The following is a 22763-nucleotide window of genomic DNA, read 5'->3' on the forward strand; positions in this document are numbered from 1 at the left end:
GCTCGGGCATGGGCGCCCTCCATGAGGACGGTCATGTGAGCGCGGTCATGCGAGGGCGGCTCGCGACGTCCGCACTGCGGCGGTCGCGAGAGCGGTTCGCGACCCGCGCCATGCGGGTTTCGCGAGCCGAGTTCACGATCCTTGCCGCCGCGAACTGGGCGAACGCCCGGTGTCGCAGCGGTGAACGGGTCGCGAACGCCGATAATGATCAAATAGCGTGATCAGTCCTCGGTCATCCGAGCATGAGTGATGCGCGAAACTGGGGTAGGGTGCTTCGCATGTGTGGAATCGTTGGATACGTCGGGGCGCGCAGCGTCGTCGACGTCGTGATCGACGGCCTGCGCCGTCTCGAGTACCGCGGCTACGACTCGGCGGGCGTCGCCCTCGTCTACAACCCGGAGGCGGCCGACTCGTACCTGGAGTTCGACAAGAAGGCCGGGAAGCTCGCCAATCTCGAGGCGGTCCTCGCCGAGCAGGACCGCGAGCTCGAGGCCTCGTGCGGCATCGGGCACACCCGCTGGGCGACGCACGGCGTCCCCTCCGACCGCAACGCCCACCCCCACCTCTCCGCGGACGGGCGCATCGCGCTCATCCACAACGGCATCATCGAGAACTTCGGGCAGCTGCGCGCCGAGCTCGAGGCCGCCGGAGTCGAGTTCCTCTCCGACACCGACACCGAGGTGGCCGCCCACCTCCTCGGCCGCGAGTACGCCGTCGACGGCGACCTCACCGAGGCCATGACCCGCGTCTGCACGCGCCTCGAAGGCGCCTTCACGCTCCTGGCCGTGGCCGCCGACGACCCCGACACCGTGGTCGGCGCCCGCCGCAACTCTCCGCTCGTGGTCGGCCTCGGCGACGGCGAGTACTTCCTGGCCTCCGACGTGGCGGCGTTCATCGCCTATACGACCGAGGCGATCGAGCTCGGCCAGGACCAGATCGTCACCATCAACCGCGAACGGGGCATCACCGTGCGCGGCTTCGACGGGCAGCCGTCCGAGGGCAAGCCGTACTCCGTGGACTGGGACATCGCCGCCGCCGAGAAGGGCGGCTTCGACACGTTCATGGCCAAGGAGATCCACGAGCAACCGCAGGCGGTCGCCGACACGCTGCGCGGGCGCATCGACGAGACCGGGCAGATCGTGCTCGACGAGGTCCGCATGTCCGACCAGGACTTCCGCGACATCGACAAGGTCTTCATCGTCGCGTGCGGCACCTCGTACCACGCCGGGCTCGTCACCAAGTACGCCATCGAGCACTGGACGCGCATCCCGTGCGAGGTCGAGCTCGCCAGCGAGTTCCGCTACCGCGACCCGGTGCTCGACCGCTCTACGCTCGTCGTCGTCATCTCCCAGTCGGGCGAGACCATGGACACGCTCATGGCGCTGCGCCACGCGAAGGACCAGAAGGCCCGCGTCCTCGCCATCTCCAACACCGTCGGGTCGACGATCCCGCGCGAGTCCGACGCGGTGCTGTACACGCGCGCCGGGATCGAGGTCGCGGTCGCGTCCACGAAGGCGTTCCTGACCCAGCTCGCCGCCTGCTACCTGGTGGGCCTGCACCTGGCGCAGGTGCGCGGCATCAAGTACGCCGACGAGGTCTCGGCGATCCTCGACGAGCTCGTGGCCTCGCCCGGGAAGATCGCGAAGGTCATCGAGAACCTCGAGCCGGTGCGCGAGATGGCCCGCGGCAGCGTCGGCAAGGACCGCGTCCTGTTCATCGGCCGCCACGTCGGCTACCCGGTCGCCCTCGAAGGCGCGCTGAAGCTCAAGGAGCTCGCGTACCTGCACGCCGAGGGCTTCGCCGCGGGCGAGCTCAAGCACGGCCCGATCTCGCTGATCGAGGACGGCACGCCGGTCGTCGCGATCGTGCCGAGCCCGCGCGGCCGCTCGCTCCTGCACGACAAGATCATCTCCAACATCCAGGAGGTGAAGGCGCGCGGCGCGAAGGTCATCGCGATCTGCGAGGAGGGCGACGCGATCACCGCCTCGCACGCGGACTTCGTGATCGAGACGCCCGCGACCCCGACCCTGCTGGCGCCGCTGCTGACCACGGTGCCGCTGCAGGAGTTCGCGATCGAGCTCGCGACCGCGATGGGCCGCGACATCGACCAGCCGCGGAACCTGGCCAAGTCCGTCACGGTGGAGTAGCGACCCGGCTGTGATCTGACCGAACGGCCGATACGGGCGGCCCCGCGCGCGGACATCAGCCGCGCGCGGACGCCCGTACCGGCCGTTTTCGTTGCCCTCGGAAACGGTCATTTTCCGCACATCGGCAGAAGGACTGCCAGGTGCGGTCGAAGGACGCGTCCTACGCTCCGCGAGTGAAGACACGCACCCTCATTTCGGGCGCCGTGGCGGTCACCGCCGCGGGCGCCATCACCATCGCCGCCACCGCCGTCGCGCAGGCGCAGGAGACCGGCGACGAAGCGCTCGCCGCCGCGATCGACGCGATCCTCGCCGACCCCGCCCTCACCGACTCCCAGGCCGGCGTCCTCGTCAGGGACGCGAACACCGGCGAAGTCCTCTACGACCGCAACGGGAACCAGCGCGGCCTGCCCGGCTCGAACCAGAAGCTCACCACCATGGCCGCCGCGCTCGCCACCCTCGGCGAGGACTTCAGGTTCACGACCGAGCTCCTGGGCGACCGGCCCGTGGACGGCGTCGTCGCCGGGGACCTTTACTTGCGCGGCTCGGGCGACCCGACCATGCTCGAAGCCGACTACGACGCGCTCGCCGCCGACCTCGCCGCCCTCGGCGTGTCCACTGTCGAGGGCGACCTGGTCCTCGACGACACCGCCTTCGACGACGTCCGCCACGCCGAAGAGGTCGCCTGGGGCGACCTGCAGTTCGCCCCGGGCGCGGAGGTCTCCGCGCTCACGATCGGCTCCGGCCCCGACCGCTGGTCGGGGACCGCGCGCCTGTACATGACGGGCGGCGCCGCCGAAGGCGACCCGGTCGATATCCGGATGGTCCCCGAGAACGGCTACGTGACCGTGGTCAACGAGGCGGTCACCGGCGCCGAGACCGACCTGACCGTCAAGCGCGACGAGCACGCCAACACGATCCGCGTCTCGGGCACCGTCGAAGCCGGCGTCACCCCCGACTACTACAGCCGCTCCGTGATCGACCCGACCGCGCTCGTCGCGGACGTCTTCGCGGACTCCTTGGCCGACAACGGCATCGATCTGAACGGGGAGGTGCGCCTCCACGAGGCGACCCCGCAGGGCGCGGGCGACCGGCTCGCCGACCACGAGTCGGCGACGCTCCTGGAGCTCACGCCCGAGCTGCTGAAGCCCTCGAACAACGCCTGGGCCGATGCGCTCATGAAGACCATCGCCCTGCACGACACCGGCCTGGGAACCTTCGCGGACGGCGAGGACGGCATCCACGCCGCGATCGCCGAGTACGGGGTGGACACCGCCACGCTGCGCCAGGCGGACGGCTCGGGCATGTCCCGCTTCGACCAGGCCACGCCCGAGGCCATCACCGACCTGCTCATCGGCGTCAAGCAGGAGCCCTGGTACGACACCTGGTACGACGGGCTCCCCATCGCCTGCACCGACGGGACCCTCGTCAGCCGCATGTGCGGGACCCCCGCCGCGGGGAACGTGCACGCCAAGACCGGGACCCAGACCTCGATCTCGGCCCTGTCCGGGTACGTCACCGACGCCGACGGCCGCGAACTGGTCTTCAGCATCATCATCAACGACCATCTCGTCGACTCGGTGAAGTACATCGAGAACCAGATCGCCGTCGCGATCGCGAGCCACAGCGCAGACGCCACCGAGGCCGAGATCTCGCGGTCCGCGCAGGCCGAAGCGGCGGCCGAGGACGATGCGGCGCTCCCGGGCGACTTCGAGTGCACCTACTACGAGCCGGCCGTCTGCTAGATCGGCCACGGCGGCCTGACGCATTGCGATCCCATGCGGCGCGCGCGGATTCCGCGCGCGCCGCATGCGTTCCTGTGACCATTCGGTTGCCTTGCGACCGTGCGATTTACGGAACTTCACCCACATACGTCGGGGAGCCCGACATTCCTCGTGCATAGACTCGCGTCGTGAGAAAACGCACCCTTATCTCGAGCGCCGTGGCGGTCACCGCCGTCGGCGCCATCACCATCGCGGGCACCGTGGTCGCCCAGGCGCAGGAGACCGGCGACGAGGCGCTCGCCGCCGCGATCGACGCGATCCTGACCGACAAGCGGCTCACCGACTCCCAGATCGGCGTCACGGTCGCCGACGCGAACACCGGCGAGGTCCTATACGAGCGGGGCGGCGCCAAACGCGGCATCCCCGGCTCCAACGACAAGCTCACCACCACCGCTGCGGCACTGGAGCAACTCGGCGGGGACTTCAGGTACACCACCGACGTCCTGGGCGACCGGCCCGTGGACGGGGTCGTCGCCGGCGACCTCTACCTGCGCGGCTCGGGCGACCCGACCATGCTCGAAGCGGACTACGACCGGCTCGCGGCCGACCTGGCCGCCCGCGGGGTGTCCACGATCGACGGCGACCTCGTCGCGGACGACACCGCGTTCGACACCGTCCGATCCGGCACCGAATGGGGCTGGTCCGACCTCCAGTTCACCTACGCCGCCGAGGTCTCGGCGCTCACGGTCGCCTCCGGCGACGACTACAACGCCGGCTCGGTGCGCGTGTTCGTCAAACCCGGTGCGGCCGAAGGCGACCCGGCGCAGATCACCACCTCCCCGGCGACGGACTACGTGGAGATCGTGAACACCGCGACGACCGGCGCCAGCACGAGCGTCAGCGTGAACCGCGACCCGCACGACAACGTCATCCGCGTCAGCGGCACCGTGAAGGCCGGCGGCAGCGGCACCTTCGCGACCCGCTCGGTCATCGAGCCGACGCGCCTCGTCGCCGACGTCTTCGCCGACTCGCTCGAGGAGGCGGGCATCACGCTCACCGGCGACCTGCGCTTCGGCGAGGCCACCCCGCAGGGACCGGAGACGCTCGCGACCCACGAGTCGATGACCCTTGCCGAACTCGAGCCCGTGGTCCTCAAGCCCTCCAACGCGTCCGTCGCCGAGGCCCTGTTCAAGACCCTCGGCTACGAGGCGACCGGCCTGGGCACGTTCAGCAGCGGCAAGGCCGCCACGTACGCGGGGATCGAGCCGTACGGGGTCGACACCGGCCCCATCCGCCAGGTCGACGGCTCGGGCATCTCGCGCCACAACATGATGACCTCCAACATGCTCGCGGACCTCCTCGTCGGCGCCAAGAAGGCCGACTGGTTCTCCACCTGGTACGACGCCCTGCCGATCGCGTGCCAGGACGGCACCCTCGCCGGCCGCATGTGCGGCACCGCCGCGGCCGGGAACGTGCGCGCCAAGACCGGCTCGATGACCGGCGTCTCGGCCCTGTCCGGGTACGTGACCGACGCGGACGGGCGCGAACTCGTCTTCAGCGTCATCGTGAACGACTTCCTGTGGTCCACGGTCAAGGACATCGAGGACAAGATCGCCGTGGCCGTCGCCTCGCACAGCACCGAGGCGACCGAGGCCGAGATCAGCACGTTCTCCTCCGAGATCGACACGCCCGACTTCACCGAACTCGAAGCCGAGGCCGAGGCCGAGGCGATCCCCGCCGAGGGCGAGATGCCCGCGAGCCTCGAGTGCACCTGGTACGAACCGGCGGTCTGCTAGTTCGACGACATGAGGAGGCCCGGACGCGAAGGCGTCCGGGCCTCCCGTCGTTTCAGCTGCGGCCGTAGGTGAGCCGCCGCAGCAGCACCTCGAACGGGCCGCGGAGCCCGGCCCGCGCCATCCAGGCCGCGAGCGCCACGGTGGCGGCCCAGACGAGGACGGCGATGCCGGAGGCGGCCGCGTCCCCAAGGCGCGCACCGAGGTTCCCCGCGTAGGGCACGAACAGCGCGGTGAACGCCACCGACTGGAGCAGGTAGCAGGTGAGCGACCGCTGCCCGCACGCCGCGAGCGCCCGCGTCAGCGGCCCCGACGAGCCGGCGGTGGCACGGGCCGCGGCGAGGCCGACCAGTGCGGCCAGCCCGAGCCCGGCGGCGAGGCCGGTGAGCGAGTGGAGGGCGTAGACCGCGACCGCGACGGGCGTCCCGGGGTGCCACAGCTGCGTTTCGGCGAGCATGAGCGGGAGGCCGCCGGCGACGCCGATCGCGATGCCGCCGAAGGCGGTGCGGCGCAGGAGCGGCAGGTGGAGGGCGGGGTCGTCGAGGACCCGGCGGCGGGCGGCCCAGATGCCGATCGCGAAGGCGGGCACCACGTCGACGACGTAGAACGTGGGGGTGAGGGCCGACCACACGGCGAGGCGCATGGCGGCGGCTTCGAGCGGGTCGGCGACGAGCGTCGGGGTGGCGTTCTCGTGCCCCGCGGCGACGGCGGAGTACCCGGCGGCGATCACGACGAGCACGTGGCAGGCGAGGACGATCCCGGTGGTGCGGAAGAGGGTCCGGTCCTTGGCGGCGAGGAGCCCGGTGAAGACGAGGCCGATGAACCCGTACGCGGCGAGGATGTCGCCGAAGAACAGCAGGAGCGCGTGCGCGAAGCCGAACGCGAGGAGCCACCAGGAGCGGCGGCGGACGAGGCGCTTGGCCTGCGGCCAGTCGGCGCCGGAGCGCATGCGGCGGTCGACGAGCCGGGCGAGGCCGTACCCGAAGAGGCCGGCGAACATCGGCAGTGCGCGCCCGTCCACGAACAGGACCTGGAGTCCGGCGACGAGGCGGTCGAGGGCGGTGCCGTCGACGGCGTAGCCGCGGAAGCCGGTGGTCTCGTGCGCGAGGAACATGTGCGCGTGGGCGAGGGCGATGAACAGGAGCATCGCACCCCTGGCCAGGTCGGGTGCGAGCGAGCGCTCGGCGACGGGGGTGCTCATAATGGCGGGCGGGGAGAGGGCCATCTCGCCTCCAAGTTTTAGGTACACGGTTGTATCTAAAACGATAAGATACATGACTGTAGCTAACTTGAGGGGGCCGCCCGTGGCCGAAGGACCGACGCGCCGCCGCGGCAAGGCACTGCTCGACGCCATCTACACCGCCGCCGTCGACGAAGCCGCCGCCTCCGGACCCGGCCGACTCACCATGGACGCCATAGCCAAACGCGCCGCCACCCCCCGCTCCACCCTCTACCGCCGCTGGTCCGACCCCCTCGACCTCCTCCTCGACGCCCTCGCCGACCGCCACCCCGTCGAACAGCCCGCCCCCGGCGCCGACGACCTCCGCGGCGACCTCGTCGCCGCCCTCCGCCTCATGGTCGAATGGGGATTCAGCCCCGCCGGACGCGCCGTCATGGCCATCCTCGGCGACCCCGCCCGCGACCCCCGCGTCGTCGAAGCCCTCTGGGAGCGCGTCTTCGACCGCCGCGGCGGCACCTTCACCCAGACCGTCCTGCGCCACTACGCCTCCCGCGGCGCCCTCGACCCCGCCCGCCTCACCCCCGTCGTCCTCGACATCGGCGAAGCCATGGTCACCAAGCGCATGCTCGACACCGGCGCCGCACCCGACGACGACTACCTCGCCGCCATCGTCGACCAGGCGATCCTCCCCGCCGTCGGCCTCGGCCCCGCCCCCGCCTGACCCGCCGAGACCCCAAGCGGGAACCCGCGAACCGTCACCCGGGACGGTGGGAACCGTCCGATGCGGGGACGGTACGCCCGATCCCGTGGCACTCTTGGGGGGTGATCGTCGCCGTGGGCATAGACGTAGTGGCAGTGGACCGGTTCGAGCGCGTGCTCGAACGGACCCCGCACGTCGCCGACAAACTCTTCACCGAGGCCGAACGCCGCACCCCCGACGGGCGCGACCGCCGCACCGAATCCCTCGCCGCCCGCTTCGCCGCCAAAGAAGCCGTGGCCAAAGCACTCGGCGCCCCCGGCGGCATGCACTGGGCCGACTGCCAAGTGCTCTCCCTCCCCGACGGCCGCCCCACATTGACCATCACCGGAACGGTGGCGGCAGCGGCAGAGCAGCGTGGCGTCTCACGCTGGCACGTGTCGCTGTCGCATGATGGCGGTATCGCTACAGCGGTGGTGATCGCCGAAACGGCATGACGGCCGAACAGGCCTGAGAGGGAACACCATGGACGGTGCCTGGTCAGCAGCGGCAGTCCGCCGCGCCGAAGCCCAGCTGATGGCCCAGCTCCCGCCGGGCACCCTCATGCAGCGCGCCGCAGCCGGACTCGCCACCGAATGCGCCCGCCTGCTCCGCGAACGCAGCCCCGGCCGCCGCCGACGCGGCGTCTACGGCGCCACCGTCACCGTCCTCGCCGGACCCGGCGACAACGGCGGCGACGCCCTCTTCGCCGCGGCCCGCCTCGCCAAGCGCGGCGCCCGCGTCTTCGCCGTCCCCGTCATGGGCGAACGCGTCCACCCCGTCGCCGCCGCCGCACTCACCAGGGCCGGAGGGCGACTCGTCGCCAACCCGCCCCGCCGATGCGACCTCCTCCTCGACGGCGTCCTCGGCATCGGCGGCCGCCCGGGCCTCCCCGGCCGCGCCATCGACCAGCTCGCCGCCATCGACGCCGGCACCGTCGTCGCCGTCGACGTGCCCTCCGGAGTCGACGTCGACACCGGCGCCGTCCCCGCCAGCGCCGTCACCGCCGACGTGACCGTCGCCTTCGGCTCCTACAAGCCCTGCCACGTCCTCGGCCGCGCCGCGCTCCACACCGGACGCCTCGTCCTCGTCGACATCGGACTCGGCCCCCACCTCGACCCGCACCCGGCCGTGCGCGTCGCCCGCGACGGCGACCTCGCCGCCTGGTGGCACGAGCCCGGCCCCGACGACGACAAGTACACGCGCGGCGTCGTCGGCGTCGCCGCCGGCTCCGAGCAGTACCCCGGCGCGGCCGTCCTCGCCACCTCCGGCGCCCTCGCCGGACCTGCCGGATACGTGCGGTACGCCGGAACCGCCGCCGAATACGTGCGCCGCCGCCACCCGGAAGTGGTGTGCACGCAAGAGGTCAAAGAGGCCGGGCGCGTCCAGGCCTGGCTCGCCGGGCCCGGCTTCGGCACCGACGAGGCCTCCCTCACCGAACTGCGCCACGTCCTCGAATCACCCGCGCCGGTCGTCCTCGACGCCGACGCCTTGACGCTCATCGGCGAGTACCCGTCGGTGCTGACCCAACGCGAGGCGCCGGTCGTGCTCACGCCGCACGACCGCGAGTACGAGCGGCTCTACGGCTCCGCGCCTGCGGAGGACCGCGGCGCGGCCGCGGCTGCGCTGGCGAAGCGGTTGAACTGCACGGTGCTGCTCAAGGGCCACCACACGGTGGTCGCCTCGAGCGACGGCGAAGTGTGGGCGAACCCGACCGGTCGGCCCCAGTTGGCAACGGCCGGTTCAGGAGACGTGCTCGCGGGCTTCATGGCCTCGCTCCTCGCCTCGGGCATGAGCGGCACCCGCGCCGCGGTCGCCGCCGCCTACCTCCACGGCCGCGCCGGCGGCATCGCCGCCACCGGCCACCGCACGATCACCGCCACCGACGTCGCCAAGGCCCTCCCGCAAGCGGTAGGCGAAACCCTCTCGGCGACCGACACGCCCGGACGCCGCCGCTGACCCGCAACGGTGTCGTACCAATGCGTCAGGGTTGAGACCGGGGGCCCATCGGTTTCCGATTTGCCCAGGACGCTCCGTTCACGTTCGGGGCGTTACCAGTCCTCGCCGGCGCGCATGATCTTCGCCGGGGCCAGGCCGGTCTCGTCGAGGAGGTAGGTGCGCATCGCATCGAGGCCGGGCGAGTAGACGTGGAGGCTCACGGCCGGGGCGTCGGAGAGGTTCCGCATGCCGTGCACCGTGCGGTCGTCGACCACCGAGACCTGGCCCGTCTCAAGGCGCTGTCGTCGCAGGCCGGGGAAGTCGCCGGGCTGGACGGTGAACTCGGTGAGTTCGCCGGAGACCACCGCGACCGCGGCCGCGGCGGGGCGGTCGACGCCGCCGTGGTCGTGGAGGTCGGTGCCCTGCCCGGGCAGCCAGGCGAGGAGCCAGGCCTCATGTCCCGGGCCGGAGAGCACGCGGCGCGCCCAGCGGCTGCCCTTCGTGAAGCGCGGTCGCAGTGTGAGGTTCGCGGCGTAGAAGGCGGCGAGCGACTCGAGGCGTTCGACGGCGAGGGCGGCGGGCGGCAGCAGCGGGCTGGGGCTCAGTTGCGTGGAGCTCATTCGAGAGCATCGACTTTCGATGTGTCGGAACGGTTGTCAGCGGAGGAGCACTGAGCGGCCGACGGGCGGCTCAGTGCTGGTGACAGCGACACATCGAGAAGGTCATGCGGCCATGGTACACATTCCCAGGCAACTCACAGGAGCGACACACCATCGGTGGAACGCTCGCTACGCTGCGAATTTGTCACGGCCGGGGGCTACCCGCCCGTCAAGGCGCGCGCTAGGCTCATGTTCGGCCTCCCCGGCGGCGCCCGCAGTGCATCCCGCGGACGGCCGCGCGCGTGTCTTGAGTGCACCCCGTCTTCCCATCCCGAAGGAGCACCCTCCTCGTGAAGCAGCCGTCTCTTCGACGCAAATGGATGTCCGCCGCCGTGGTCGGCGGCCTCCTGGTCACCGTCGGTTCCGGCCCCGCCTGGGCGCAGGACTCGCCGGAGGACATCAACGACGAGATCGACGCGCTCGACGACGACCTCGCAGCGGCCGTCGAGGAGTACAACCAGCTGGCCTCCGAGGTCGACGAGAACCGCGAGCTCATCGACGAGACCGAGGCGAATCTGCAGACGGCCGAGACCGAGCTCGACGGCCTGCGCGCCCAGCTCGCCGACTTCATCGCCGAGACCTATGTGGACCAGGGCATCGGGGACGCGGCGCTGCTGCTCGAGTCGGGCACGCCCGACGCGTTCGTGGAGCGCCTCGACCGGCTCAACTCCGCGAACCTCTACAACTTCAACCTCATGGACGAGCTGCGCACCGCGTCCGAGGAGTACGCCACCCAGCGCGACCTCCTCACCGACCTCCAGGCCGACCTCGAGACCGAGCAGGCCGAGCTGCAGAAGGCCGCCGACGAGCTCACCGACCGGATGACCGACCTCGAAGAGGAGTGGAAGACGGCCGCGGGCGAGGAGGTCGTCGAGTACGACCTGCCGCACATGACGAACGAGCAGTGGACCATCGTCGACTTCGCGCTCGACCAGATCGGCGAGCCGTACGTGTGGGGCTCCGCCGGGCCGGACTCGTGGGACTGCTCGGGCCTCATGCTCGGCGCCTACGCCCAGGCCGGGATCAGTCTGCCGCACAACGCGGCCGCGCAGTGGGACATGGTCGCGCACATCAGCGAGGACGAGCTCCAACCGGGCGACTTCGTGTTCTACAACGGCCTCGCGCACGTGGGCATGTACATCGGCAACGGCCTCATCGTCCACGCCCCGAACTCGACCACCGTCGTGAAGGTCGTCGAGGTCCACCACGGCAACAGCTACTACGGCGCGGGCACGCTCCTGCACTAGTGCGACACGCCGAAAGGCCCCGCGAGCGATGCTCGCGGGGCCTTTTCGGTTGTGTTGCTTGCGAGCTCGCCCGCTACATCGGCTCCACGGCGATGCGTGCGAGCCGTAACCTGGGATCGCAGCGCACGACGAGGATCGCGATGTCGTCGCGCGGGGACTCGGGGGAGAACGCCTCGACGGCCTCGAGCAGCGCGGTGGCGATCTGCCTGGCGCCCTTGCCCGCCGCGTCACGCACCGCGCGCTCGATGCGCTCGTGGCCGAACATGGCGGCGCCGTCGCGGCGCTCGGTGACGCCGTCGGTGAAGAAGACGAGGGCGTCCCCGGCGTCGAGGCGCACCTCCTCGGGGTTGACCTTCACGTCGGGGAAGAGCCCCACGGCGGTGCCTTCGCGGCCGACCCAGGAGGTCTCGCCGTCGGCGCGCAGCAGCAGCGGCTTCTCGTGGCCCGAGAGGCACAGGGTCGCGTTCAGGGTGCCGTCCCGGCGCGGGTCGAGCAGCGCCGAGGCGATGGTCGCGTAGCGCATGTCGCCGGGCTGCTCGAGGAGCGTGGCGTTGAGCAGTTCGAGGGCGCGCGGGAGCGGGCGGCCGTCGCGGGCCATGACCCGCAGGACGTCGCGCACGACGCCGGTGACGGCCGCGGCCTGCGCGCCCTTGCCGCACACGTCGCCGATCGCCACCCACAGGCGGTGGTCGGCGAGCTCGGTCGCGTCGTAGAAGTCGCCGCCGACCTCGGTGCCGGACACCGGACCGGGCCCGGACCCGGGCAGGCGGCGGGCCGTGGCGGGCAGGTACTCGGCGGCGAAGGAGACGCCGGCGACGTCGGGCAGCGAGCCCGGCATGAGCGCGGCCTGCAGCTCGTTGGCGACGGCCTGGCGCTCGGCGTGGATGCGGGCGTTGTCGAGGGCGAGCGCGCTGCGCTTGGCGAGGTCGGCGACCACCGCGCGCTCCTCTGAGGAGTGCTGGCGTTCGACGTGCTTGCCGACGGTGAGTACCCCGATGGTGGCGCCGCGCGCCGAGAGCGGCACGGCGATGCCGTCGAGGCCGCGCGGGACCGGCAGCTCCATGCCCGTCCAGCCGTCGGTGGCGAGCGCCGCGGCCAGGGCCGGGGCGGCGGTGTCGAGCTTGCTGCGCAGGTGCTCGAGCTCGCTCTCCTCGGCGTGCGTGAGCGAGGCGAGGCGCAGGTCGCCGCCGTCGCCCGTCAGGTGGACGGCGGCCCAGCGGCCGAGCTGCGGGACGACGAGCTGCGGGATGAGCGCCACGGTCAGGTGCTCTTCGAGCGAGTGCGCGAGCAGCTCGCCGGCTTCGGCGAGGTAGGTGAGCCAGCCGGAGCGGCGCTGCTCGTCGGTGCGCATACGGTCGATCTGGATCGCGAGCGCGATGCGCTCGGCGACGAGTTCGGCGAGGGGCCGCCAGGTCGGCTCGGGCTCCCCGGCGAGCATGAGCTTGCCGCAGGCGGGGGCGGTGAGCGGGAGCGGGACGGCGACCGCGACGGTGCCGACGTCGCCGAACTTGGCGAGGATCTGCGCGCCGGCCCCGTCGCCCGCGTCGTACTCGATCGCGCCGCCCGCGGCGGCGGTCGCGTCGTGGCAGCGGGCCAGGAGCTCGGTGACGAGCTGGTCGACCGGCAGCCGCGACTGGATCGCGGGCGCGACGGTGAGGAGCGCGGCGAGCTGGCCGAGGTCGGGCAGGTGCGGGTCGGCGGCGGCGTCCGGGTCGGGCCGGGTGGCGGGCCGGGCGTCGGGGTCGCGGTCGATGCGAAACCAGATGGACTTGCCGGTCGCGTCGTGCGTGGTGCCCCACGAGGACGCGAACCGGTCGACGAGGAGCAGGCCGCGCCCGCCCTCGGCGGTGACCTCGGGCATCGCGGTGTCGAGGGGGTCGATGCCGCCGGAGCGGTAGTCGGTGACGGTGACGCGCACGCCGATGGGGTCGGCCGCGACCGTGAGGTTGATGTCGGTGCCGGCGTGGACGACGCCGTTGGTCGCCAGCTCGGTCGTGAGCAGCAGGGTCTCGTCCAGCAGCTCGGTGAGCCCGGCCTCGGTCAGCACCGCGCGCACGGCGGCGCGGGCGGCGGCGGGGGAGCGGTCGTCGGCCGGGAGCCGGAGGCGCCGGGCGAACCTCTCGGGGTACGTCACGGGCCCCAGTCTATGCCCGTCGGGCCCCTGCCTGCGGGACCGCGTCGCCGCGCCGGGTCCCGGTGCGGGGCGGCTCGCGGTCGTCGCACGATGCCGTTGTGCGCCAAAGGGAAACGTGGGAACGGCGGCCGCCCGGTGGGGCGGCCGCCGTTCAGGAGTCGATCCGTGCGCTCTCGTACGCCGTTGATCAGCGCGCGCCTGCCCCCTACCGGGCGGGGGGCGGGCATGCGTCTCCAAGGGGTGCGGCGCTCTCGCGGTCTCCACTGATCGTTCGAACTCGCCCGCGGGAGCGCTGCGAATATGCACACGCACCACACGAGGCACCGGTTGCGAGCTTCTGTCAGTTTTCTTTCGCTAACGTGCGGTGACCGAGCACAATGCCCTGAGTAACCTGCCTTCACGTTTGCCGCACTTATGTGACAACCTGGTACCGAAGCCTGTCTACGCAGCTGAGGAACCACGACATGACGGACACCGTTTCCCGTGTAGCCAACCCGATCGACGAGTCCGACCTGCTCAGGAGCCTGGCCGACGCGCTCGGGGCCGTCGAGCGGGGCGACTTCTCAGTTCGGCTCCCCCGCGGGGAGGGCCTGGCCGGGGAGGTCATCGACCGATTCAACGCCGTGGTCGAGCAGGCCGACCGGCAGACCCGCGACCTCGCGCTCATCGCCCGCGCGGTCGGCGAGGAGGGCTCCTGGCACCACCGGCTCATCGTCGAGCACCTCGACGGCGGCTGGTCGGAGGGCGCGGCGAGCGTCAACCGGCTCGTGGAGGACCTGGTCCGCCCCACCACCGAGCTCGGGCGCGTCCTCGAGGCGGTCGCCGCCGGCGACCTCTCGCAGGAGGCGGCGCTCGACATCGAGGGCAAGCAGCTGCGCGGCGAGTTCCGCCGCCTCGGCGAGACCGTCAACCGCATGGTCGGGCTGCTGCGCGACTTCGCGGGCGAGGTCACGCGCGTGGCGCGCGAGGTGGGCACCGAAGGCCAGCTCGGCGGGCAGGCCGACGTCCAGGACGTCTCCGGCACCTGGCGGTCGCTGACCGACGCGGTGAACACCATGGCCTCCAACCTGACCGAGCAGGTCCGCTCGATCTCCACCGTGACCCAGGCCATCGCCGCCGGCGACCTGACGCAGAAGATCACGGTCAAGGCCTCCGGCGAGGTCGCCGAACTCGCCGACACCATCAATTCCCTCACCGCGACCCTCCAGGTCTTCGCGGGCGAGGTCACCCGTGTGGCCCGCGAGGTCGGCACCGACGGCCGCCTCGGCGGCCAGGCCGCGGTGCCCGGCGTCTCCGGCACCTGGAAGGACCTCACCGACAACGTCAACTCGATGGCGTCGTCCCTGACCGACCAGGTGCGCGACATCGCGAAGGTCACCGGCGCGGTCGCGCGCGGCGACCTCAACCAGAAGATCGCCGTGCCCGCGCAGGGCGAGATCCTCGAGCTCAAGACCACCGTCAACACGATGGTCGACCAGCTGTCGAACTTCGCCGACGAGGTCACGCGCGTGGCCCGCGAAGTGGGCACCGAGGGACGCCTCGGCGGCCAGGCGCAGGTGTTCGGCGTCTCCGGCACCTGGCGCGACCTCACCCAGAACGTGAACCAGCTGGCCTCGAACCTCACCGAGCAGGTGCGGTCGATCTCCACGGTGACCGCGGCCGTGGCCCGCGGCGACCTGACGCAGAAGATCGCCGTCGACGCCCAAGGCGAGATCCTCGAGGTGAAGACCACCGTGAACACGATGGTCGACCAGCTCTCGAGCTTCGCCGACGAGGTCACGCGCGTGGCCCGCGAGGTCGGCAGCGAGGGCCGCCTCGGCGGGCAGGCCAACGTGCAGGGCGTCTCGGGCACCTGGAAGGACCTCACCGAGAACGTGAACCTGATGGCGTCCAACCTGACCGCCCAGGTCCGCAACATCTCCTCGGTCGCCACCGCCGTCGCCACCGGCGACCTCTCCCGCCAGATCACCGTCGACGCGCGCGGCGAGATGCTCGAACTCAAGACGACGATGAACTCGATGGTGGCGCAGCTGTCGCAGTTCGCCGACGAAGTGACGCGTGTGGCCCGCGAGGTGGGCACCGACGGCCGCCTCGGCGGCCAGGCGAACGTCCAGGGCGTCTCCGGCATCTGGGAGGCCCTCACCGACAACGTGAACTCCATGGCCTCCAACCTGACCGCGCAGGTGCGGAACATCTCGTCCGTCGCCACCGCCGTCGCCCGAGGCGACCTCAACCGGCAGATCACCGTGGACGCCCAGGGTGAGATGCTCGAACTCAAGACGACGATGAACTCGATGGTGGCGCAGCTGTCGCAGTTCGCCGACGAAGTGACGCGTGTGGCCCGCGAGGTGGGCACCGACGGCCGCCTCGGCGGCCAGGCGAACGTGCCCGGCGTCTCGGGCACCTGGAAGGACCTCACCGAGAACGTCAACTCGATGGCCTCCAGCCTCACCAGCCAGGTCCGCGACATCGCCTCGGTCACCACGGCCGTCGCCCGCGGCGACCTGACCCAGAAGATCACCGTCGACGTCCAAGGCGAGATGCTCGAACTCAAGACCACCGTCAACACCATGGTCGAGCAGCTCTCCAGCTTCGCCACCGAGGTCACGCGCGTCGCCCGCGAGGTCGGCGTCGAAGGCAACCTCGGCGGCCAGGCCGAGGTCGCCGGCGTCTCCGGCACCTGGCTCGCCCTCACCCGCAACGTGAACTCGCTCGCCGCGACACTGACACTCCAGCTGCGCGCCATCGCGAACGTCGCCCACGCCGTGGCCCGAGGCGACCTCACCCAGTCCGTCGACTTCGAGGCCGCCGGCGAGATCGCCGACCTCACCGAGTCGATCAACCAGATGATCACCGCCCTGCGCGACAAGACCCGCCAGAACACCGACGCGGACTGGCTCAACTCGAACCTCGCCCGCATCTCCTCGCTCCTGCAGGGCCGCCGCGGCGTCGAAGAGGTCACCCGCATGGTCCTCGACGAGGTCACGCCCCTCATCGACGCGCAGACCTCCACGTTCTACGTCCGCCACGAGGACGTCTCCGGTCACGTCACCTACCGGCTCAACGCCGTCTACGGCCACCCCAACCCCGGCGAGAAGAAGCTCATCGAGGACAACGAGGGCATGGTCGGCCAGGCCGCCGCGTCCAAGCGCACCATCCACCTGCACGACATCCCCGAGGGCTACCTCGAGATCTCCTCCGGGCTCGGCCAGGCCACCCCGACCGACCTCATCATCCTGCCCGTCCAGTTCGGCGACAAGGTGCGCGGCGTCATCGAGTTCGCCTCGTTCAACACCTACTCCGGGCTCCACAAGCGGTTCCTCGACGCCCTCGCCCCCAACGTCGGCGTCACCCTCGCCACCATCGAGGGCAACGCCCGCACCGAGGTCCTCCTGCGCGAGTCCCAGCGCATGGCCCAGGAGCTGCGGGCCCAGTCGAACCGCCTGCAGGAGACCAACGTCGAGCTCGAGGAGAAGGCGCAGCTGCTCTCCGCCCAGAACAAGGCCATCGAGCTCAAGAACGAAGAGGTCGAGACCGCCCGCAAGGACATCGAGGAGAAGGCCGAGCAGCTCGCCCAGGCATCCAAGTACAAGTCCGAGTTCCTCGCGAACGTCTCGCACGAGCTGCGCACGCCCCTCAACTCGCTCCTGCTGCTCGCCCGGCTCCTCTCCGAGAACTCCGACGGCAACCTCTCCGAACGCCAGATCGAGTTCGCCCGCACCATCTACAACGCCGGCACCGACCTGCTCACCCTCATCGACGACATCCTCGACCTCTCCAAGATCGAGGCCGGGCGCATGGACGTCTCGGTCCACCCCGTCGACCTCGCCGAGATCCTCGGCGACATCGAGTCCGCGTTCCGGCCCCAGGCCGAGGACAAGGGCCTCGAGTTCAACGTCGACGTCGGCTCCGGGGTGCCGCAGCTGATGCAGACCGACGGCCAGAAGTTCCAGCAGGTGCTGCGCAACCTCCTGTCCAACGCGGTCAAGTTCACCCGCAAGGGCTCCGTCACCCTCGCCGTGCGGCGCGTCCCCGCCGACCTGCGCTTCGACGCCCCGCACCTGAACGCGGCCGGCGAGCGCCTCGCCTTCAGCGTCATCGACACCGGCATCGGCGTCGCCGAAGGCAAGAAGGGCATCATCTTCGAGCCCTTCCACCAGGGCGACGGCACCACGCGGCGCCTCTACGGCGGCACCGGCCTCGGGCTCTCCATCTCGAAGTCCCTGTCGCTCATGCTCGGCGGCGACGTCTACATCGAGCACACCGGCGACGCCGGCTCGAAGTTCACCTTCGTCGTGCCCGTCGAGATCGACGCCGACGGCGACTTCACGCCCATCCACGCCGAGATCCCGGCCGAGCGCGAGCCCTCCCCCGGGATCCTCACCGGCGCGCCCGAGACGCCCTCCTCGTCGGCCGCGGCCCAGCACCTCGAAGGCGCGACCGTGCTCATCGTCGACGACGACATCCGCAACGTCTTCGCCCTCACCGCCGCCCTCGAACTGCACGGCATCGACGTGCACTACGCGGAGAACGGCGCCGACGGCATCGACGCCCTGCAGCACCACCCCGGCATCGACATCGTGCTCATGGACTCGATGATGCCCGGCATGGACGGCAACGAGACCACCCGCGTCATCCGCCGCATGCCGCAGTTCGCGGACCTGCCGATCGTGTTCCTCACCGCGCAGGCCCTCGCCGAGCAGCGCGAGAAGTCCGTCGAAGCGGGCGCGAGCGCGTACCTGACCAAGCCCGTGGACCTCGACCTGCTGCTCGACACCATGTCCCAGTGGATCGTCACCGACGACGGCGGGAACGGCAGCCACGCTGCGCGAGGCGGCGCACACGAAGCCGCCCCCGCGGTCGGCCTCCCCGCGTCCGAACGCGACAATGGCGGACCGACCGTTGGAGGCCCCGCATGAGCACCGCCCGCGTCCTGCTCGTTGACGACCGTTCCGAGAACCTCCTCGCCCTGGAAGCCATCCTCCAAGGGCTGCCGGTGAACACGATCGCCGTCACCTCCGGGGAGGAGGCGCTGAAGCGGCTCCTCTCGGAGGACTACGCGGCGATCCTGCTGGACGCGCAGATGCCCGGCATGGACGGATTCGAGACCGCGCGGCACATCAAGCAGCGCGAGAAGACCCGCCACACCCCGATCATCTTCCTCACCGCCGCCGACCGCGACGCGCATCTGGCGATGCGCGGGTACTCGGTGGGCGCGGTCGACTACATCACCAAGCCGTTCGACCCGTGGATGCTGCGCACCAAGGTGAAGGTCTTCATCGACCTGTGGGCGCAGGGCCAGGCCCTCCGCCAGACCTCCGAGCGCACCCGCGACCTCCGCGAACGTGAAGGCCACCTCACCCGCCGCCTCGACCAGGTCCGCGACGCGCTCGCCGCCTGGCAGGACGGCCGCGAGGCCGACCCCGAGATCGACCGCATCCTAGGGATGCTGGAGCCGGGGCAGGCGTAAGGGCACGCTGCGGAGGTTCGACCGCCGATGGGGCCCCCGCGCCGGGCGAGCCTGCGAGCCGGCTTTGCGCACGGCAACCCTGACAGGCGGGTGTGACAGCGCGGCCTCGCTGCGTGTTCGAACGGCAAGGGCGACAAGGTTTCGCGTTCTATCCGTCGCGGGGCCTCCTGCTTTCGGTCGAAACCGGTTAGGGTTGTCCTCGTGGTGCACCAAAAGCTCGACATCTCGGTATACCGCGAGGCGAACGAGACGATCGTGGTGCTGACCGGCGAAATCGACCTGCACACCGCGCCTCGGCTCTCCGCGGCCGTGGACGCCGCCCTCGTGGACGACCCTGTGCGCGTCGTCCTCGACATGCAGGGCGTGACCTTCTGCGACTCGCGCGGACTGGGCACGCTCGTCGTCCTCGCGCGCGCGGCGGCCCGCTCCCGGGCCGTGCTCGTCCTCGCCAACCTCGGCGACTTCCTCAAGCGGCTCCTCGCCGTCTCCGGCATCGGCGAGCACTTCGTCATCCGCGAGCCCGCCCCCGAAGCCGAGACCCCCACGCTGGGCCTCAGCGACGTCGAGGAGACCGGCACCGACAGCGGTCAGACCCTCGGCCGTCCCGACTCAGCCTCAGACTCCGGCCAGGAGCCCCCGCGATGAACCTCTCCACCACGGCCCAGGCGATCCTCGCCGCGGCCGCCCTCTTCGCGCTGGGCGGCATCCTGCTCACCTGGATCGGCCTGGCCCGCAAGGCCAAGGGCCTCCTCGTCTCCGGCGTCGCGCTGCTCTTCGCGGGCGGCGCGACCGTCCTCGCGTGGGCGATCGTCGAAGGAACAGGCGCGCAGGCGTTCGCGGTCGGCCTCGCCGCGGCGCTCGTGCCCGCGCCGGTCCTCGTCGGCACGTTCCTGTGGCTCGGCCGCTACCGTCGCCGTCCGTGGCTCGTGCTCGCGTTCTGCTTCGGCTGGGGCGCGTGCGTCGCGACGGCGATCTCCCTGATCGTCAACACCAGCGCGTCGGTCATCCTCGAGAAGAACGACCTCGACCCGAACCTCGCGGCAGTGGTCTCCGCGCCCGTCATCGAGGAGATCACGAAGCTCCTCGGCCCCCTCCTCGTGTACTGGACCGCCCGCCGCCACCTCACCGGCACCCTCGACGCGATCGTCTACTGCGGCCTCGCCGGGGCCGGGTTCGCGATCGCCGAGAACGTCCTCTACGCCTCCGGCGCGTACCTGAACGGCGCCGAGTCCCTCGACGTCGCCGCCGGGATCGCGCAGGTGACGATCCTCGTCGCGGTGCGCGGCCTCGCGACGATGTTCGCGCACCCGCTCATGACGGGCCTGTCGGCGATCGGCCTGGGCAAGGCCGCCCGCCGTCCCGGCCGCAAGGGCCTGCAGACCGTCTGGATCATCGGGATGATGCTGTGCGGCATGGGACTGCACGCCCTGTGGAACGGGTCCTCCGTGCTCGGCGTCAACCTCGACATGCCCGCGCTGTGGTTCGCGCTCTACCCGGCGTTCCTCGCGCCCCTGTTCTTCACGATGGTCGGCGCGGCCCTGTGGCTGCGCGCCGCCGACGCCCGCCGCACGCAGGTCGCGCTCGCCCCGATGGTCGCCGCGGGGCAGGTCTCGCCGCCCGAGCTGGCGTCGCTCGCGACGTTCTCGCGCCGCGCCGCCGCGCGCGCCTGGGCGTACCGCTACGCCGGGGCGCCCGGCGAGGCGGCCATGAAGGACTTCCAAAGGGCCGCCTCCGATCTCGCCGAGCAGTACGACCTCGCCTCGATCGGCCGGCCTTGGGACCGGGCCCTTATCGAGCACGCCGCGCACACCATGAACGCGGCCCGCGCGGTCTACGCGGGCCGCGACCCGCACACGCCCGCCGCCCTCTGGGACGGCCGCCAGTACCACGTGACCTTCCCCGACGGGCAGATGCGCGCCGTGGACGCGCCCCCGCAGCCGGTGATGCCGCTTCCGGTGGCGCCCCCGCCTGCGTACCCTGGCACGTATGCATGAGGGACCCATCGGGCCCACCTCCTGGACCGCTCCCGAAGCGCACCTGCCGCGCTCGGGGAGGCCCCGCTGGAGGGAGCCCCATCCAGTCCGCGTCGGCCCCGTGGCGGCCGGCTCGGTCCTGTCCGGGCTGTGGGTGCTCCTATGGCTCTTGGCGTACGCCAGGAGCTCGGGGGAGGCCCTGCCTACGGGGGCGGGCTTCGCCTGGGTGACTTTGGCCGCGAGTACGATCGGAGCGGTCGCCGCCGCGCTGCTGGCGCGCTACGGTGACCGCGGTGCAGCGGTCGGCGTAGCGGCGGTCGCAGGGACGGCCGCTGGCGTCACGGGGCTCTCATGCGAGCTGTATCTTTTGCTGACCGGCGACTGGATCCTGTGGTTACATCGACCGCAGGTCGCCACATCCTTCAGTAGGTCGTATCGAACGGCTGCCCAATCGGGCCGCAGGTTCCAATGAGTGAGAAGACGGGGACGGATCGTGTCGTATTTCGCTGTGGCTGTGGGCCGCGAGGGCGACGAGTGGGAGGCCGCGGAGGTCGACCTCGACGCTGTTGCCGACGTCGAGGACGCGGCCGAGGTCATGCGTGAGGCTTTCCCTGACGCCGACCTGACACTGCTGTTCGTCGACGCCGACGACGAGTACCTGACGGTGATGCGCCTCGACAACGGCGACGACCTGCGCACCTTCGGGTCCGACGCCGAGTACGCGTCGCAGTCGCGCCTGGGCGAGGCCCTGCTGGGCGACCTCGAGCCCGAGGACACCGAGGAGATCGACACCGAGGACGAGGAGTCGATCTCGGCCCGCCCGACCGAGCTCGACGCCGAGCCCGTCGGCGAGGCGGACGTGCTGGGCGACCTGGGCGTGCCCGGTTCGACCCTGCTGGCACTGTGCGCCAAGGAGGGCATGATGCCCTCTGACGTCGTCTCCGAGGTCGCCAAGGCCATCGGGTTCACCGAGGCCCTGGAAGACGCCACCGGCTCCTAGGCCGCAGCCCCATGCAGTCCCGCCGCGAGGTCCACGAGCAGTGGATGCGCCGCGCCCTCGCGGTCGCGCGCACCGGAGGCCTTCCGGCGGACCCCGAGCCCCGCTCGAGGCCGGGCGCCCCGGCACACCCGGCCGACACCCCAGCCGCACCCCGACTGGATCTGCCCGTCGGCGCCCTCGTCATAGGGCCCGACGGGAACGAACTCGCCGCGGCCGCCAATGCCCGTGAGGCCCTAGGCGACCCGACCGCGCACGCCGAAGTCCTGGCGCTGCGCGCGGCGGCGGCCGCGCACGGCGACGGGTGGCGGCTGGAGAGCTGCACCCTCGTGGTCACGTTGGAGCCGTGCACGATGTGCGCGGGCGCGGCGGTACTCGCCCGGGTGGGTGAAATCGTGTTCGGCGCTTGGGAACCGAAGACGGGCGCGGTCGGCTCCCTCTGGGACGTCGTCCGCGACCCGCGCCTCAACCACAACCCCGACGTCTACGGCGGCGTCCTAGAAGCCGAGTCCGCGGCGATGCTCCGGGAGCATTTCGGGCGGAGCCCGGATAGCTGACACAGCGGGCACCAGCCTTCAGATCGGACCCCTGGGGACCCCCGATTGCAATGGTGCCGCATGGGTCCGACAAGGCTCTCCGGCTTGGGCGTTTCCCGGCGCGAGCCTTCAAATCGGACACACGCAGGACCCCCGAATCCAAGAGTGACATCGGCGTCCGACACCTCGCGGTGCTTCGGGCGTTTCGCGGCTCTCGCCTTCAAAACGGACA

The 22763-nt window shown here is 71.3% G+C and carries 16 protein-coding genes; 13 read left to right on the forward strand and 3 right to left on the reverse strand.

Features of this window, described 5'->3' with window-relative positions; all coding sequences use genetic code 11:
- The first annotated feature begins 278 nt into the window (after positions 1-278).
- The 3 genes from glmS (at position 279) to dacB (J5V16_RS15690) (ending at position 5664) form a co-directional block, all read left to right on the forward strand.
- Entirely contained in the window at positions 279-2147 is a 1869-nt protein-coding gene (gene glmS, locus J5V16_RS15680) for a glutamine--fructose-6-phosphate transaminase (isomerizing) (protein WP_208497373.1), read from the forward strand.
- A gap of 173 nt (positions 2148-2320) precedes the next feature.
- A complete protein-coding gene (gene dacB, locus J5V16_RS15685; RefSeq protein WP_208497374.1) occupies positions 2321-3889 on the forward strand; it encodes a D-alanyl-D-alanine carboxypeptidase/D-alanyl-D-alanine endopeptidase in 1569 nt (522 codons plus the stop codon).
- A gap of 167 nt (positions 3890-4056) precedes the next feature.
- Positions 4057-5664, forward strand: coding sequence for a D-alanyl-D-alanine carboxypeptidase/D-alanyl-D-alanine endopeptidase (gene dacB / locus J5V16_RS15690; protein ID WP_208497375.1), 1608 nt, complete (start codon positions 4057-4059; stop codon positions 5662-5664).
- 52 nt (positions 5665-5716) lie between these two features.
- Here the strand turns inward: dacB (J5V16_RS15690) and J5V16_RS15695 are convergent, their stop codons facing one another.
- Complete coding sequence (locus J5V16_RS15695) at positions 5717-6886, reverse strand: DUF418 domain-containing protein (RefSeq protein WP_208497376.1); 1170 nt, start codon at positions 6884-6886, stop codon at positions 5717-5719.
- Between the two features lie 79 nt (positions 6887-6965).
- Between J5V16_RS15695 and J5V16_RS15700 the strand changes: the two genes are divergently transcribed.
- The 3 genes from J5V16_RS15700 (at position 6966) to J5V16_RS15710 (ending at position 9536) form a co-directional block, all read left to right on the forward strand.
- Positions 6966-7562: a TetR/AcrR family transcriptional regulator gene (locus J5V16_RS15700; protein ID WP_208497377.1), complete on the forward strand. Its 597-nt coding sequence runs from the start codon at positions 6966-6968 to the stop codon at positions 7560-7562.
- Positions 7563-7663: 101 nt separating this feature from the next.
- Entirely contained in the window at positions 7664-8035 is a 372-nt protein-coding gene (locus J5V16_RS15705) for a holo-ACP synthase (protein ID WP_208497378.1), read from the forward strand.
- Positions 8036-8063: 28 nt separating this feature from the next.
- Positions 8064-9536, forward strand: coding sequence for an NAD(P)H-hydrate dehydratase (locus J5V16_RS15710; protein WP_208497379.1), 1473 nt, complete (start codon positions 8064-8066; stop codon positions 9534-9536).
- 92 nt (positions 9537-9628) lie between these two features.
- Here the strand turns inward: J5V16_RS15710 and J5V16_RS15715 are convergent, their stop codons facing one another.
- Complete coding sequence (locus J5V16_RS15715; RefSeq protein WP_208497380.1) at positions 9629-10135, reverse strand: cysteine dioxygenase; 507 nt, start codon at positions 10133-10135, stop codon at positions 9629-9631.
- Between the two features lie 329 nt (positions 10136-10464).
- Between J5V16_RS15715 and J5V16_RS25540 the strand changes: the two genes are divergently transcribed.
- A complete protein-coding gene (locus J5V16_RS25540) occupies positions 10465-11421 on the forward strand; it encodes a C40 family peptidase (RefSeq protein WP_208497381.1) in 957 nt (318 codons plus the stop codon).
- A 73-nt stretch (positions 11422-11494) separates the two neighbouring features.
- Here the strand turns inward: J5V16_RS25540 and J5V16_RS15725 are convergent, their stop codons facing one another.
- The gene (locus tag J5V16_RS15725) at positions 11495-13555 is read right to left on the reverse strand and encodes a SpoIIE family protein phosphatase (RefSeq protein WP_208497382.1); all 2061 of its coding nucleotides are present in this window, start codon (positions 13553-13555) and stop codon (positions 11495-11497) included.
- 464 nt (positions 13556-14019) lie between these two features.
- Here J5V16_RS15725 and J5V16_RS15730 point away from each other — a divergent pair, with 464 nt between their 5' ends.
- From J5V16_RS15730 to J5V16_RS15755, 6 genes are all read left to right on the forward strand, one after another.
- Positions 14020-18474: a HAMP domain-containing protein gene (locus J5V16_RS15730; protein ID WP_208497383.1), complete on the forward strand. Its 4455-nt coding sequence runs from the start codon at positions 14020-14022 to the stop codon at positions 18472-18474.
- Positions 18471-19025: a response regulator gene (locus J5V16_RS15735; RefSeq protein WP_208497384.1), complete on the forward strand. Its 555-nt coding sequence runs from the start codon at positions 18471-18473 to the stop codon at positions 19023-19025. Before J5V16_RS15730 ends, J5V16_RS15735 begins: the two co-directional genes overlap by 4 nt.
- A 201-nt stretch (positions 19026-19226) precedes the next feature.
- Positions 19227-19670 (forward strand): STAS domain-containing protein, encoded by a 444-nt coding sequence (locus J5V16_RS15740; protein WP_307792986.1) that lies wholly within the window; start codon positions 19227-19229, stop codon positions 19668-19670.
- Positions 19667-21019, forward strand: a complete 1353-nt coding sequence (locus J5V16_RS15745; RefSeq protein ID WP_208497385.1) for a PrsW family intramembrane metalloprotease — start codon at positions 19667-19669, stop codon at positions 21017-21019. The genes J5V16_RS15740 and J5V16_RS15745 overlap by 4 nt, the downstream gene beginning before the upstream one ends.
- Before the next feature lie 472 nt (positions 21020-21491).
- Positions 21492-21998, forward strand: a complete 507-nt coding sequence (locus tag J5V16_RS15750) for a tRNA adenosine deaminase-associated protein (RefSeq protein ID WP_205328125.1) — start codon at positions 21492-21494, stop codon at positions 21996-21998.
- A gap of 11 nt (positions 21999-22009) precedes the next feature.
- Positions 22010-22552 carry a nucleoside deaminase gene (locus tag J5V16_RS15755; RefSeq protein WP_243901289.1) on the forward strand — a complete coding sequence of 181 codons (543 nt, stop codon included), beginning with the start codon at positions 22010-22012 and terminating at the stop codon, positions 22550-22552.
- The last annotated feature ends 211 nt before the right edge of the window (positions 22553-22763 follow it).

This window comes from Glycomyces niveus, assembly GCF_017592475.1.
GTDB lineage: Bacteria > Actinomycetota > Actinomycetes > Mycobacteriales > Micromonosporaceae > Glycomyces > Glycomyces niveus.

What these genes read in the sequence shown, in the direction of transcription:
- J5V16_RS15745 (WP_208497385.1), top strand. Translation starts at nt 19,667, where the DNA reads ATGAACCTCTCCACCACGGCCCAGGCGATCCTCGCCGCGGCCGCCCTC.
- J5V16_RS15710 (WP_208497379.1), top strand. Translation starts at nt 8,064, where the DNA reads ATGGACGGTGCCTGGTCAGCAGCGGCAGTCCGCCGCGCCGAAGCCCAG.
- J5V16_RS15730 (WP_208497383.1), top strand. Translation starts at nt 14,020, where the DNA reads ATGACGGACACCGTTTCCCGTGTAGCCAACCCGATCGACGAGTCCGAC.
- J5V16_RS15755 (WP_243901289.1), top strand. Translation starts at nt 22,010, where the DNA reads ATGCAGTCCCGCCGCGAGGTCCACGAGCAGTGGATGCGCCGCGCCCTC.
- glmS (WP_208497373.1), top strand. Translation starts at nt 279, where the DNA reads ATGTGTGGAATCGTTGGATACGTCGGGGCGCGCAGCGTCGTCGACGTC.
- J5V16_RS15695 (WP_208497376.1), bottom strand. Translation starts at nt 6,886, where the DNA reads ATGGCCCTCTCCCCGCCCGCCATTATGAGCACCCCCGTCGCCGAGCGC.
- J5V16_RS15735 (WP_208497384.1), top strand. Translation starts at nt 18,471, where the DNA reads ATGAGCACCGCCCGCGTCCTGCTCGTTGACGACCGTTCCGAGAACCTC.
- J5V16_RS15715 (WP_208497380.1), bottom strand. Translation starts at nt 10,135, where the DNA reads ATGAGCTCCACGCAACTGAGCCCCAGCCCGCTGCTGCCGCCCGCCGCC.